The organism is Marinococcus sp. LNSP9103-4 (assembly GCF_056034345.1).
On record NZ_JBQLIA010000019.1, the window covers coordinates 22,945 to 37,532 of the forward strand.

Here is a 14,588-nt window from a genome sequence, read left to right on the forward strand (position 1 = left end):
TGTTTCAACAGTTTAAATGAACGAATATTCTGAGTAAAATGAAAAATTGACATATTCAACATGAAGATTTTTCATCTAGTAATCAGCAACGGATAACAACCTTATCAAATCAATGTTTTCGTGAAAAAGACAACACTGTTAAACCTTATTCATAGTACTAAATAACTCAACTACTACTTCTATAAAAACAGAAGTAGCAGGGGAAAGATGGCGGGGAGTTCCTATACCGATAATCCGGTAGGCGTCTTCTTTAAACGTCAGCCTATGAATATGATCAGAAGCATTCTTCAGCACCAGCTCAGGGCGGACGTTAATGCCAATATTTTCACTCACCAGCGCAAGAATAGATTGATCGTCAGAAACTTCATACTTAACCGCCGGCTTGACATGATAATGGCGGAAAAAATCGGCCAACTCACTATCCCAACCTCTTTTGGGTTTGATAAGTTCATACTCTTCAAGCTCTTTTACGCTAATCGTATGCTTATTAGCTAAAGGGTGTTGCTTCGAAACAATACAATACAGCTGCTCTTGGGTAATGGCTTTAAACTGAATGTTTTTAAGGTTAACTGGGGTAGTAAAACAGCAATCAAGCTCCCCAGTACTTACTGCCTGCTCGAGGCTTGAATAATCATTTTCATATATTTCAATACAGATGCCAGGATAGTGTTCCGAAAAATATTTTAAAATAGCAGGCATCCAGTGCGTAGTCACACTGGCAAATGAACCAACTTTTATCGTACCTTTTTCCAAGCCTGCTAAATTGCCTGCCTCCTGCAGTAAATGGTTATGTTCCTGAACAACCCGAAGGCTATGATAGTAGATTTTTTCTCCCTCTCTTGTTAGTTGAAGACCGAGTTTATTCCGGGTAAGCAGAGGAAAGCCGAGTTCGTCTTCAAGACTTTTTAATGCGTGGCTGACCCCAGACTGGCTGATCCCGAGAGCTGCGCCGGCATTGGTAATGTTTCCGAACTGAACCACCTTATTTAAAACTTCATATCTTTGAATTGTCATTGAGTCGCCTCTTTTCGTTCTAATTTAGAATAAAAAAACGTGAAAGCGTTAAAAAATTTTAGGCAAAGACTTTATCAGAGTAAATAAGAAAACGCTTACACAATGCATGTTTCCCCAAGCATGAGTTTATTTCATATTTAATATTTAAAAATTTCATTTCACTAATGATAATTGTCAGACTATACTGAAAAAAAGTCAATAGATAGGTGGAGGTTTTCTGATGATTATGAGCGCTCCAGGCAAAACCATTAAAAACTTTATTAACGGCGAATGGGTCGACCCACTTTCTGCTTCCTATGAGGCCGTAAAAGATCCATCGACCAATGAGGCGATAGCTGACGTAGCTCTTTCCAACAAGCAAGATGTTCAGGAGGCAGTCGAAGCTGCCAGAAAAGCTTATAAAATTTGGAAAAAAGTAGCAGTGCCCAAACGAGCCCGGATTCTATTTGAATATCAGCAGTTGTTAATGAAGCATCGAGAAGAGTTGGCTGAAATCATCACGAGGGAAAACGGCAAAAACCATACGGAAGCGCTTGGAGAAGTTCAGCGGGGGATCGAATGTGTTGAATTTGCTGCCGGAGCCCCGTCGCTAATGAAAGGAGAACAGTTGCCCGATATTGCGACGGGCATCGAATCAGGAATGTATCGGTACCCGATTGGCGTGGTGGCCGGTATTACCCCGTTCAATTTTCCGATGATGGTGCCCTGTTGGATGTTCCCGTTAGCGATCGCGTGTGGCAATACTTTTGTTCTAAAGCCTTCTGAGCATACGCCGGTGTTGGCTGCCAGATTGGCAGAATTGTTCAAAGATGCTGGCCTGCCGGGCGGTGTCCTAAATGTAGTAAACGGCGCAAAAGACGTAGTAAACGGCTTGCTCGAAAATAAAGGAATAGAAGCGATTTCGTTTGTGGGCTCACAACCGGTAGCGGAATACGTTTACACCGAAGCTGCAGCACATGGAAAAAGAGTTCAGGCTTTGGCCGGGGCCAAAAATCACAGCATTGTTATGCCGGATGCAGATATGGAAAACGCGGTCAACAATATTGTTGGAGCGGCCTTCGGGTCAGCGGGTCAACGCTGTATGGCAGCTTCTGTTGTAGTAGCGGTAGGAGAAGTTGGAGAACAGTTAGTCCATAACCTCAAACAAAAAGCAGACGAAATTGTGATCGGTAACGGGGCGGATACAAACGTCTTTCTAGGACCGGTGATACGAAAAGAACAACAGGAGCGGGCTACCTCATACATTCAAACCGGAGAAAAACAAGGAGCGGTACTGGTCAGGGATGGTAGAGAAGATGTGGTCGAAGAAAACGGCTATTACGTAGGAGCCACCATATTTGATCACGTGTCGACCGATATGAGCATCTGGCAGGATGAAATATTTGCCCCGGTACTTTCGGTCATCCGAGTGGAAACGCTAGAAGAAGCTGTAGAGGTGACGAATCAGTCAGAATTTGCTAACGGTGCGTGTTTATATACAGACAGTGCCAAAGCAATTCGAGAGTTTCGGGAAGAAATCGATGCGGGCATGCTCGGCATTAATTTAGGCGTTCCGGCGCCGATGGCATTTTTCCCATTTTCCGGCTATAAAAAGTCGTTTTATGGAGACCTTCACGCAAATGGAAAAGACGGCGTAGAGTTTTATACCAGAAAGAAAATGCTTACTGCTCGTTATTAACGATATTGATTGAATAAGGCGGGATCTATATGCAGTCGGAAAATAAAACCAGTGAAGAATTGAAAGCGAAAGACCATCAGTATGTATGGCATGCCATGAAAGGCGCGTCTGCTACGCCTTCCTCCATGATTATTGATAAAGCCAAGGGCTCCTGGGTGACAGATATTGATGGAAACCAGTATTTAGACGGAATGTCAGGATTATGGTGCGTAAACATCGGCTACGGTCGCGAAGAAATGGCGCAGACTGCCTACGATCAATTAACAAAATTATCATTTTTCCCACTGTCGCATGGACATGAGCCATCTATTCAATTAGCAGAAAAGCTTAATGATTATTTAGACGGTGATTATGTATTTTTCTTTTCCAATAGTGGATCAGAGGCCAATGAAACAGCTTTTAAGATTGCGAGACAGTATCATCAGCAGCGCGGAGAGGAAAGCAGATACAAATTCATTTCACGGTACCGTTCGTATCACGGCAACACAATGGCAGCTCTGGCAGCCACTGGACAGGCGCAGCGAAAGCACAAATACGAACCCTTAACTCCAGGGTTTCTACATGTAGCGCCGCCGGACGTTTATCGTCACCCGGAAGATGAAGATACTCTTCAAAGCGCAGAAGCCATCAATGAAACGATGAAGTGGGAATTAGAACAGACGATAGCAGCAGTCATCATGGAGCCGATCATTACCGGCGGAGGCGTATTAATGCCTCCCCAGGGCTATATGAAGCGTTTACAAGAGATTTGCAGAGAACGCGGAGCCCTTTTGATTGCAGACGAGGTCATCTGCGGATTCGGCAGGACAGGTAAGCCGTTCGGATTTATGAACTACGATGTGCAGCCGGATATTATCACGATGGCCAAAGGAATTACAAGCGCATATATGCCGCTTTCAGCGACAGCGGTGAAAAGAGAGATCTTTGAACAGTTTGCTGGGGAAGACGCCTATGATCGCTTCCGGCATGTGAACACCTATGGAGGAAGCCCGGCTTCCTGCGCGGTGGCATTAACAAATTTAGAAATCATGGAGCGCGAGAATTTGTTTTCGCAATCAGAAAAACTGGGAGAAAGACTCCTTCATGATTTGAAGGAACTTGAAGAATACTCCGTTGTAGGAAATGTCCGCGGCAAAGGGCTTTTAATAGGCATTGAACTGGTAGAAGATAAAGCGACAAAAGCACCGCTTGATAATGCTCAAGTCTCAAACATTGTAGGTTTGTGCAAACAAAAGGGGCTGTTGGTCGGAAAAAATGGAGACACGGTGGAAGATTATAACAATGTCGTGCAATTGTCGCCTCCGTTAAGTATTTCTGAAGAAGATTATGAGTTTATCGTCCAGACGTTAAAAGAAGTTTTCCGTTATCAATTCGATTCTTAAAATTATTTGCCGTAAAGGAGTTATAAAGATGGAAGTTTTATATCAGGATTTTGAAAAGGTTTTAAAGGCCAGTACATCCGTGCAGAAAATGTATATCGATGGAAAATGGATTGAGAGCTCGACAAATGAACACAGAGAAGTATTTAACCCAGCTACCAACGAGTTAATAGCAACCGTAACAGAAGGAAGTACAGAAGAGGTGGATATCGCAGTAGCGGCTGCAAAAAAAGCTTTTGAAGAAGAGTGGAAAACCACATATGCAAGAACAAGAGCCGACTATTTACTACAGATCGCCAACAAGGTGAAAGAACGCAAAGAAGAGTTTGCCATGCTTGAAACGTTAAACAACGGAAAAATCTTTGAAGATTCTATGGTCGATGTTGAAGATGCGATTAATCAATTTGAATATTATGCTGGTTTGGCTACAAAGCCGCACGGCCAAACGTATGAAGTACCAGATGAAATTCAGGCTATGGTAGTTCGTGAACCAGTAGGGGTAGTAGCGCAAATTGCCCCGTGGAATTTCCCCCTGGTTATGGCTACACAAAAAATGTCAGCGGCCCTCGCGGCAGGTTGTACCGTTGTCGTAAAACCCGATAAAAAAACGCCGTTGACATTAATCCGCTTGTTTGAAGTTATAGACGAAGTCGGTTTGCCGAATGGAACTGCCAATTTAGTTCTCGGAGAGGGATCGGTGGTAGGTGAACGTATGGCCAATCACCCAGACGTGAACAGAATATCTTTTACGGGGAGTACAGGAACTGGAAAGAGAATTATGAAAAATGCTGCAGATTCATTAAAAAGAATTGGTCTGGAATTAGGCGGAAAGTCACCTAACGTAGTATTTGCAGATGCTGATTTCGAGACGGCCGTCGATTATGCACTGCTCGGCATTTTCGCCGGGGCCGGCCAGATATGCTCGGCTGGATCGAGGTTAATACTGGAAAAAAGCATTTATGAAGAATTTGTTCAGGAATTAGTAGCACGTGCTGAGAAAATTACCGTCGGCCCGGGTTGGGAAGAACAAACAGAAATGGGGCCTATAATTTCAAAACAACAACTAGAATGGGTCCTTGATTATATTCAAGTTGGTTTGAATGAAGGAGCCACCTTACTATGTGGGGGCCATCAATTGCAAGAAGGCGTGCATAAACAAGGCAATTACGTAGCACCAACGATTTTTACCAATACTACTCCGGATATGCGCATTGTGCAGGAAGAAATTTTTGGTCCTGTGTTAGTGATTCAAACATTTGAAACAGAAGACGAAGCTATCGCTTTAGCAAATGGGACCGAATTTGGCTTAGCAGCAGCCGTGTTTACCAATGACGGGGCAAAGGCACAGCGGGTAGTGAAGAAATTCCAGGCTGGTATTACCTGGATTAATACGTATCATCCTACGTTCAATGAAGCGCCTTGGAGTGGCTATAAGCAGAGTGGGATTGGTGGGGATCTGGGAACGTTTGGCTTTGAAGAATATTTATGCAAAAAACAAATTAACACTGCGTTGGAAGTAAAGCCTTCCGGTTTTTATAAAGGTTAAGACAAGCAGTAGGAGGCATGTTATGCCAAATTTCGATATTGTGGTAATGGGGGCAGGAATTATAGGTTGCAGCGTGGCTTATTACTTGTCAAAAGAAGGGTTCAAGGTAGCTCTGATTGATAAAGGCGATGTTGCTTCAGGAACATCAAGCCGGTGTGATGCCGTCGCCCTGATTTGTGATAAAAAGCCCGGGATTGATACAGAGATGGGCTTTAAAAGCATTCAGCTTTACAAACAATTAGCAAAGGAATTGTCGTTTGACTTTGAATTTTCCTCCAGAGGCAGCCTGTATGTTTGTGAAACAGATCAAGAAATGGAAATTGCCCGGGCTTACGTCAATGAACAAACAGCAGCCGGTTATGAAATGAAAACGGTGGATTCACACGAACTTTTTGATATCGAACCTCACCTTGCTAGGGATCTGGCGGGCGGCATTTGGACTCAAGTCGATTCCACGATGAACCCGTATCTTGTCTGTTACGCATTTGTAGAAGAGGCTAAAAAATACGGACTGGAACTATTTGCAAACCAAGAAGTGAAAGATATTCAGCAGGGCCCTGATGGCAAGGTGGAGGCGGTAATTACCAGTGAATCGAAAATTTACACCCAAAAAGCAATCAATTGCGCTGGTGTTTGGGCAGCGAAGTTAGGCGACATGGTGGGCATCGATATACCCATCCGGCCGCGTAAAGGCATGATTCTGGTATCGGAAAAGACAGAAAAGATTGTTCACCAAAAAGTACACGAATTTGGATACATGCTCTCCAAATTTGAAGATATTAATTATTCTAGAAATGTGAGCGACCGGGTCAAGGATAACAATATCGCTTTTACGATTGAACCGACAGAAGCAGAAAATTTTCTGCTTGGAGGACACCGTGCGTTTAAAGGCTATGATATCAGTTCGGAAAACGAAGTAATGCAGGGGATTGCCGAACGGGCTTTGCGTTTTTTACCGGGTCTTAAAGACGTAAGCTGTATTCGTTCCTATGCGGGGGTCCGACCATGGGTCGTGGATCATCTTCCTATTGTTTCGGAAGTAGAGGAGGTGCCCGGCTACTATATAGCGAGCGGGCACGAAGGAGATGGCATCAGCATGGCACCAATCACAGGGAAGATGATGGCCCAGCTGGTATTGGAAAAGGAAACAGATTTCAACATTGAACGATTAAATTTTTCCCGCTACAAAGAATCAGCGGCAACTTAATAAATCCTAGGAGGAATTGCAATGTTTAAACCTACAGGAATGATCCCAGCTATGCCAACACCGATGGACGAGGGAGGAAACATTGATTTTCAGGCATATGATAAGCTCATCAATCATTTAATTGAGGGAGGCGTGCATTGCCTGCTTGCTGGAGGAAGTACAGGAGAGTACTCTTTAATGTCGATGGATGAGCGAAAGTCTGTATTGGAAGCCGCAGTTAAATCCGCTAACGGAAAAGTACCAATTATGGCTGGAACAAGCGCTCACCGGACGGAAGAGACTATTGAATTAACGAAATACGCAGGTGATATTGGAGCTGACTGCGCTCTGGTCATTAACCCGTATTACCTGAAAACTAGTGAACAGGGAATCATTGACTATTTTAAAGAGATCGCTGAAGCGTCAGATATAGGAATTGTGATTTATCATTACCCGGATGCTACAAGCGTGGAGCTTTCCCCAGAACTGATTGCAGAAATAAGTAAGATTGATGGTGTTGTCGGGGTGAAAAATACGACCGATCAGGAGCATACGTGCAAAGTTATCGCTCTCACAAAGGATCAGGAGGATTTCGCGGTTTTAACTGGATTTGAACACCTTATCTTGCCGACCTTGGCTGCAGGCGGGGATGGTGCGACTGGTATTGTGCATAACTTGGTTCCAAAAGAAATTGTAGAAATGTATAGCCTGTTTATGAAAGAAGATACTAAAGGCGCGTTGGCAATCAATCAAAAACTGCTGCCTCTTTACGATTACGTAGAAGCAGAGCCGGTACCGGGTCCTGTCAAAGCCGGCTTAGACATTCTCGGTATTAAGGGCGGCTCCGTTAGAAAACCACTGGTGCCGGCCTCCGAAGAATTGAAAAGTAAAATGGCAGACACCTTGGCTGAATTAGGATACGAAGTAAAGACGGTATAAAAAAGGTTGAAGAGCGCTTCTTAACAAGCAGCGCTCTTTCCTTAAAATTTTCCAAGAGAGAATGGGAAGTGAGAATTTGATTAAAAATCAAAGACCCCGCTACGGCTATGTGAATGAAAATTCCGATTCTGTTATTCATATGAAAAAAGGTCATTACGTTTCAGGTTTTTCCGTAGGCATTTTATTTTTGGATGATTGCTGGTATCCCACTGTTCCAGGAAACGTGGCCAATTTGTCTACGTATGATTTCCCAGTCGTGATGAAAGTCGTTCCTAATTGCACCCAGGAACGTATTCACCGGGGGGACCCGACACTAGTCGAAGATGTCATTGCTGCCGCCCGGCAGTTGGAAGACGAAGGAGCAAAAGTTGTCTGCGGAGCATGCGGATTTTTCGGCAATTATCAAAAGGAGGTTGCTGAAGCTGTAGATATCCCCGTGTTCATGTCGAGCATGGTGCAGGCGCCTTGGATCCAGGTAGGTATAAAATCCAGTCAGGATATTGGTGTTTTAACTGCTGACAGCAACGGCCTGACAGACTCCCTGCTTCAAAGCTGTGGCATCGTGGATCCCACCAGGCTGAAAGTGAAAGACTTGAGCACTATGTCAGAATTTTCAGCTATTGTAGAAAGCCGAGGCAGTTTTGACAACAATGTTGTGCGGCAGGAAGTGGTAGATGCGGCTCAGCAGTTGATAGAAGAGCACCCATCGATCGGGGCAATTTTACTGGAATGCAGTGATTTACCTCCGTATGCGGTTCACATCCAGCAGTCAATCGGCCTTCCGGTCTTTGATTTTATTACAATGATCGAATGGGCGCATAAGGCGACAGCACAAAAGCCATACAGCGGTTTTATGTAAAAAGGAGGCAACCCAGCATGCAGGAGGAAGACGTTATTATTTGCCGGTGCGAAGAAGTGTCGCTGAATACGATTACTGAAACGGTGCAGGAATTTCAATGTTCTCCTAGAGAGATTAAGTTACGGACCAGAGCTGCTATGGGGTATTGCGGTGGAAGAACATGCAGGCCGATGGTAGAGGAAATTGTAAGAACAATCAACGGCCAGGCCCCCGAAGATAACAGTCAGCTTAGTTATCGTGCTCCAGTTCGGCCAGTAACTTTTGGACAGTTGGGAGGCGGAAACGATGGAGACAAGGATTAAGCGTCACCCTGTATTGGAAGACTTAGATAACATGGAAGCTGTCACTATCTACTTTAATGATAAGCCTTACGAAGCTTTCCAAGGAGACACCATCGCTTCGGCGATGATGGCTCAAGGCGTGAGAACGATTCGAAAGCATGAAGTAAGCGGGAAAAATAAAGGCATTTACTGCAATATTGGCCACTGTTTTGAATGCCGTGTCCGACTTGACGACAGCAAAGTAGTGCGGGCATGCCTCACTCCCGTGAAAGACAACATGGAGATTTATTCATTAACAGATTTTGCAAAGGGTGAGACAGACTAATGTTAAATCTTTTAATTGTCGGAGCAGGACCTGCCGGTCTGAAAGCTGCTATTGAAGCAGCCAAGAAAGGTCTTTCTGTCAAAATTGTTGATGAATTCCCAAGAGCCGGCGGCCGGCTGCTCGGGCAGCTTCACCAGGAACCGGACGGAGAATGGTGGAACGGAATTAAAGAAAGCAATCAATTGTATAATGAAGCTTTACGTTTAGAAGTGGAAGTGAAATGTGAAGTATCTGTCTATGATATAAGTAAAGAATATTTCGGGTGGCAAATATACACGACCACCGGAATAATAAAAAGCGAGCATCTTCTTTTAGCCACCGGGGCGTCGGAAAGCCCAGTTCCAATACAAGGATGGACGAAACCGGGAGTCATGTCCATCGGGGCCGCCCAGGTGATGGGCAATGTGCATCGGGTGAAGCCCGGCAACTCCTGTGTCGTAATCGGTGCGAATGTTTTATCGATGGCTATAGCGAATGAATTAAAGATGTGTGGAATTGAGGTCAAAGAAATCATTATTCCAAAAACGGAAATGGTGAATCAGGAATCAGGGCACCCGGTTAAAGTGCTGGCGTCATTGATGAAATTAACTCACCTGGCACCGAACGCTTTACTCAGGCAGCTAGGGAAATTAGGACAGAAGGTGCCTCCAGAGCTGGCGGTAAAATTTTATCCCAACAAAGGAATTAAAATGTTCGGCATACCTATCCGTATAAAAAAAGCTGCGGTCGAAATTACCGGCATAGAAGAAGCAGAGGGCGTTAAAACAGCTCAGGTCGACAAAAATGGTCGAATAAAACCTAATACCGAAAAAATCACAAAAGCAGACTTTGTCTGTATCGCCGGTGGTTTAACCCCTATGGCAGAGCTTGCTGCTATTGTTGGTTGTGATTTCCGTTACGCTAAAGAACTCGGAGGCCATATTCCGGTTCATGATGAAAAAATGCAGACAACGGTACCTAACCTTTTTGCAGCTGGAAATATTACTGGGATAGAGAGTGCGAAGGTGGCAATGGCCCAGGGCAAAGTAGCAGGATTAACCATTGCTTCAAAAGTCCAGCAATTGAACGGCTCATTCCAAAAAGAATTAGAGCAGGCAATAGAGGAAGTAAGAAAAACAAGAGAAGAAGCATTAATTCAATTCCAACCTGGCATTGCAGAAGCCAGAGACAAGATGTACCAGGAAACAGACATTCATCACGAAAACAACAAAATAGCTCAAATATAAAATTCAAACATTGGAGTGGAAGTATGAAAGTTCTTTTAGTAGGAGCAAATGGAACGTTGGGAAAAGCAGTACAGCGGGAACTTGAGCCTGATACAGAGATTATCCGCGCTAACCGTTCGGAGGGAGATATTCAGGTTGATATTACTTCTGAAGAAAGCATTAAAAACATGTTCCAGGAGACCGGGCCCCTCGATGCAATAGCCTGCACGGCTGGAGGAGCGCACTTTGGCTTAGTAGAAGAAATGACTCCGGAAGAAAACCTTGTAGCGGTTAACAGTAAGCTTTTGGGTCAGGTCAATTTAGTTCTTCTCGGTTTAAATTATTTAAATGACCAGGGCAGTATTACTTTAACAACTGGAGTTTTAATGGATGACCCGATTGTAAAAGGAGCTTCATCAGCAATGGCTAATGGCGGAGTCCGGGCCTTTGTGAAATCTTCAGCCATTGAACTGCCGAGAGAAATACGAATTAACTCCGTCAGTCCTACTATGGTCATTGAATCAAAAGAAAAATACGGACCGCTGTTTCAAGGATTCAAGCCAAGAGAAGCGAGGGACATTGGTTTAGCATTTCGAAAAAGTATCTACGGAAAACAAACCGGCCAAAGCTATGAAGTCTATTAAGTAAAAGAAGGAAGCTCCAAAATAACCTTAAGATGGAGGTGGCCTGCATATTAAAAATGTAATAGTGATTACTGGTGCAGGAAGCGGTCTTGGGAGAGCTTTAAGCCAGCAGTTTCTGCAAGCAGGCTACCACGTTTGTCTTTTAGGAAGAACGAAAGAAAAACTCCAGGAGACCGCTTCGTCGAGCGAAGGTTCTTACTCCCTGCATATGGTAAATATCGCAAATGTTCAAGAAGTTCGTCAGACGATACAAGAGATTTTAGACGATCTTGGAAAAATTGACTGTTGGATTAATAACGCAGCAGTGGGCGTTTTCCATCCGCTAATATCATTAACAGAGCACGAAATTAATAATATGATTGATATTAATTTAAAAGGAAGTATTTTCTGTACAAAAGAACTACTGCAGTTATATGAAAACAAGAAAATCCGGGTGGTCAATATCGTTTCAAACTCAGGTCTTATGGCAAAGAAAGACGAATCTGTATATGGTGCAAGTAAGTTCGGTTTGCGTGGGTTTACCGAAGCATTGGGAGAAGAATACAAGGAAGACGAGAACGTTTTCTTCACCTCAGCTTTTATGGGAAATATGAAAACGAATCTATGGAAACATACAGAGATAGAAGAAGACAAAGTGAAAAAGTATACGCCGCCTGAAGCATTAGCAGAACAGATAATAGATAGTATTGTCAATGTTCGGAATTTTCATACAGAAGAATTAACAATGACACATTACTAGCAATATGATTGTAAAAAAGAGAGAAGACCGCTTTATAAGGTAGAGAGGGTAGGAGTATTTAATCACATGATGCCATACTAAATTATTTCAATCCTTGCTGGATTGATGGGGGCATACAATGATGGAAAATTTCTTAAACATGATAAGTGGATGGGTATGGAATCAATACTTTATATATTGTTTTCTAGCAATTGGTTTATTTTTCACTATCATGACAAGGTTCGTTCAGGTCACGCATATTAAAGACATGTTTTATCACTTAATGCGTGGAGGCTCTTCAGCGAGCGGGGTATCTTCTTTTCAGGCAATTTCTTTGTCGCTCGGCAGCCGGGTGGGCACAGGCAATATTGCCGGCGTTGCTACAGCAATCGCTTTAGGAGGACCCGGAGCGGTCTTTTGGATGTGGTTAATGGCTTTTTTTGGTTCTGCGACATCTTTTATTGAGGTAACCTTAGCTCAAATTTATAAGAGCAAAATTAACGGTCAGTATCGCGGCGGGCCTCCTTATTATATTGAAAAAGGACTGGGACTCAAAAAATATGCCTTAGTATATGCGGTTTTGGCTATTTGCGCTAAAGGATTCTTTCTCATGAACATTCAATCAAATACTATCGCAGTATCTGCATCTTCTGCTTTTGGTATTAACACAGAAATCGTAGGTATTATCATTGTATTGATGCTGGCTTTAGTCATTTTTGGCGGAGTAAAACGAATTGCAAGAACAGCAGAGTTCCTGGTTCCGTTTATGGCAATTGGATATATCATTGTGGGTTTAATTGTCATAATTGCTAATTTCGACGCCATTCCTGCAGTTTTTTCATTGATTGTTTCAAGTGCTTTCGGTGCCCAGGCTACATTCGGCGGTATTGCCGGTGCGGCGATCGCATGGGGCGTTCAGCGGGGCTTTTTCTCCAACGCTGCCGGCTCTGGTGGCGAAACCTTTGAAGGCGGTGCCGCAGAGGTTTCACACCCTGCTAAACAAGGACTTGTGCAGGCGCTTGCTGTGTATTTCGATACTTGGATTATCTGCTCTATGACAGCATTTATGATCCTTATCACCGGGATGTTTAATGTGCAGCCGGGAAGTGGTCCTACATTAGCTGAAAATGTTCCAGATACTGAAGCAGGCCCCGTTTACACCCAACTGGCTGTAGATTCTGTACTTCCTGGATTTGGTTACGTGTTCCTGGCAATTGCTTTGTTCTTCTTCTGCTTTACCACAATGCTTTCTTACTACTACAAATCTGAAACGAGCTTAACGTATATTGCTCAAGGATGGAAAGACAAAGGCGCAAAGGCTAACGTTCTGTTGAAGCTTTTAATATTGGTTTTCGTTTTCACAGGCTCTGTCGTAGCTACAAGTACTGCGTGGACGCTAGGTGATATTGGACTTGGAAGTATGGCCTATCTCAACCTTATTGCATTGTTGTTTATGTACCGTCCGGCATTAGAAGCCTTAAAAGATTACAACGAACAAAAGAAAGCCGGTATGGATCCTGTATTTGATCCTGAAAAGTTAGGAATCAAAAACGCAGACTTTTGGGAACGGGATTATGATTACGATAGCTTGGAAGAGAAGAAAAAAGCGAAGTAAAAATTTAAAAAGTAAGGATTTTAACAGAAACGAGGAGGAATTCTATGCGTATCGGAGTACCTAAAGAAGTAAAAAATAATGAACATCGCGTGGCCCTTACTCCAAATAACGTAACCGTATATAAACAAGCGGGCCACCAGGTTTTTGTAGAACGAAACGCAGGAACAGAAAGCGGCTTTCCTGACGAAGAGTATATTAATGCGGGGGCTGTTATGGTGGCTGGGGCCGAAGAAGCCTGGAACGTAGATATGGTCATCAAAGTAAAGGAACCGGTGAAAGAAGAGTACCAGTATTTTAAAGAAAATCTTATTTTGTACACGTATCTTCACTTGGCCGCAGAGCCTTCACTTACAAAAGCTTTACTGGATAATAACGTAACGGCAGTTGCTTATGAAACGATTCAATCGTCGGACCATACGTTGCCATTATTAACGCCGATGAGTGAAATTGCGGGTCGGATGGCCACCCAGGTAGGAGCGGAGTTTCTAGAGAAAAACAAAGGTGGAAAAGGCATTTTACTGGGCGGAGTACCTGGAGTGCCGAGCGGAGAAGTGGTTATCATAGGCGGAGGGGTGGTAGGAACGAACGCGGCAAAAATTGCTTTGGGATTCGGAGCTAATGTAACCTTGCTGGATATCAGCGCAGAACGTCTACGGGCGATTGATAACCAATTTCAGGGCCAGATCAATACAGTCGTATCCAACCCTTTAAGTGTAGAACAAGCTGTTCGGAAAGCTGACTTACTCGTTGGAGCAGTTCTGGTGCCGGGTTCAAAAGCTCCGCAAATTGTCACAGATGAAATGGTTAAAAATATGGGAGAAGGATCGGTTATCGTGGACGTAGCGATTGACCAGGGTGGATCCATTGAAACCATTGACCGGATTACTACCCATGAAAACCCAACTTATGTCCGGCACGGGGTGGTGCACTACGCCGTAGCAAACATGCCGGGGGCTGTAGCCCGTACCTCTACGATAGCTTTAACCAATGTTACTACTCAGTTTGGTTTGCAAATAGCCTCAAAAGGCGTAGAAGACGCAGCACGAGAGAATACTGTCTTAATGAAAGGCATTAACACGATCCGGGGAAAAATCACGATAGAAGGAGTAGCTGTGGCTCATAATTTTCCTTATGCTGATGTATATGAAGAACTGCAAGACAAAGAGGTACAACAAGCAAAAGTTTAATGTTTAGCTTTT

At 43.7% G+C, this 14,588-nt stretch carries 14 protein-coding genes; 13 read left to right on the plus strand and 1 reads right to left on the minus strand.

Annotated elements, in window-relative coordinates; all coding sequences use genetic code 11:
• Nucleotides 1-138: 138 nt before the first annotated feature.
• Nucleotides 139-1,014 (minus strand): LysR family transcriptional regulator, encoded by an 876-nt coding sequence (locus tag ACTRXG_RS12590; protein WP_474285302.1) that lies wholly within the window; start codon nucleotides 1,012-1,014, stop codon nucleotides 139-141.
• 220 nt (nucleotides 1,015-1,234) lie between these two features.
• On the opposite strand from ACTRXG_RS12590, the gene ACTRXG_RS12595 reads away from it, so the two are divergent.
• The 13 genes from ACTRXG_RS12595 (at nucleotide 1,235) to ald (ending at nucleotide 14,576) form a co-directional block, all read left to right on the plus strand.
• Complete coding sequence (locus tag ACTRXG_RS12595) at nucleotides 1,235-2,692, plus strand: CoA-acylating methylmalonate-semialdehyde dehydrogenase (protein ID WP_474285303.1); 1,458 nt, start codon at nucleotides 1,235-1,237, stop codon at nucleotides 2,690-2,692.
• A gap of 29 nt (nucleotides 2,693-2,721) precedes the next feature.
• Entirely contained in the window at nucleotides 2,722-4,074 is a 1,353-nt protein-coding gene (locus tag ACTRXG_RS12600; RefSeq protein WP_474285304.1) for an aminotransferase, read from the plus strand.
• A gap of 28 nt (nucleotides 4,075-4,102) precedes the next feature.
• Nucleotides 4,103-5,617: an aldehyde dehydrogenase family protein gene (locus tag ACTRXG_RS12605; protein WP_474285306.1), complete on the plus strand. Its 1,515-nt coding sequence runs from the start codon at nucleotides 4,103-4,105 to the stop codon at nucleotides 5,615-5,617.
• Nucleotides 5,618-5,639: 22 nt separating this feature from the next.
• A complete protein-coding gene (locus ACTRXG_RS12610; protein WP_474285307.1) occupies nucleotides 5,640-6,824 on the plus strand; it encodes an NAD(P)/FAD-dependent oxidoreductase in 1,185 nt (394 codons plus the stop codon).
• A 21-nt stretch (nucleotides 6,825-6,845) separates the two neighbouring features.
• On the plus strand, nucleotides 6,846-7,742 hold the full coding sequence (gene dapA, locus ACTRXG_RS12615) for a 4-hydroxy-tetrahydrodipicolinate synthase (protein ID WP_474285308.1): 897 nt from the start codon (nucleotides 6,846-6,848) through the stop codon (nucleotides 7,740-7,742).
• Nucleotides 7,743-7,818: 76 nt separating this feature from the next.
• Nucleotides 7,819-8,601 carry an aspartate/glutamate racemase family protein gene (locus ACTRXG_RS12620; RefSeq protein WP_474285309.1) on the plus strand — a complete coding sequence of 261 codons (783 nt, stop codon included), beginning with the start codon at nucleotides 7,819-7,821 and terminating at the stop codon, nucleotides 8,599-8,601.
• A gap of 17 nt (nucleotides 8,602-8,618) precedes the next feature.
• Nucleotides 8,619-8,903, plus strand: a complete 285-nt coding sequence (locus ACTRXG_RS12625; protein ID WP_474285311.1) for a (2Fe-2S)-binding protein — start codon at nucleotides 8,619-8,621, stop codon at nucleotides 8,901-8,903.
• Nucleotides 8,887-9,207 (plus strand): (2Fe-2S)-binding protein, encoded by a 321-nt coding sequence (locus ACTRXG_RS12630; protein WP_474285312.1) that lies wholly within the window; start codon nucleotides 8,887-8,889, stop codon nucleotides 9,205-9,207. The genes ACTRXG_RS12625 and ACTRXG_RS12630 overlap by 17 nt, the downstream gene beginning before the upstream one ends.
• Nucleotides 9,207-10,433 (plus strand): NAD(P)/FAD-dependent oxidoreductase, encoded by a 1,227-nt coding sequence (locus tag ACTRXG_RS12635; RefSeq protein ID WP_474285314.1) that lies wholly within the window; start codon nucleotides 9,207-9,209, stop codon nucleotides 10,431-10,433. The genes ACTRXG_RS12630 and ACTRXG_RS12635 overlap by 1 nt, the downstream gene beginning before the upstream one ends.
• A 23-nt stretch (nucleotides 10,434-10,456) precedes the next feature.
• Entirely contained in the window at nucleotides 10,457-11,056 is a 600-nt protein-coding gene (locus ACTRXG_RS12640; RefSeq protein WP_474285315.1) for a short chain dehydrogenase, read from the plus strand.
• A gap of 64 nt (nucleotides 11,057-11,120) precedes the next feature.
• Nucleotides 11,121-11,795, plus strand: coding sequence for an SDR family oxidoreductase (locus ACTRXG_RS12645; RefSeq protein WP_474285316.1), 675 nt, complete (start codon nucleotides 11,121-11,123; stop codon nucleotides 11,793-11,795).
• Between the two features lie 121 nt (nucleotides 11,796-11,916).
• Nucleotides 11,917-13,389: an alanine/glycine:cation symporter family protein gene (locus tag ACTRXG_RS12650; protein ID WP_474285339.1), complete on the plus strand. Its 1,473-nt coding sequence runs from the start codon at nucleotides 11,917-11,919 to the stop codon at nucleotides 13,387-13,389.
• A 44-nt stretch (nucleotides 13,390-13,433) separates the two neighbouring features.
• Nucleotides 13,434-14,576: an alanine dehydrogenase gene (ald, locus tag ACTRXG_RS12655; RefSeq protein ID WP_474285317.1), complete on the plus strand. Its 1,143-nt coding sequence runs from the start codon at nucleotides 13,434-13,436 to the stop codon at nucleotides 14,574-14,576.
• Nucleotides 14,577-14,588 lie beyond the last annotated feature (12 nt).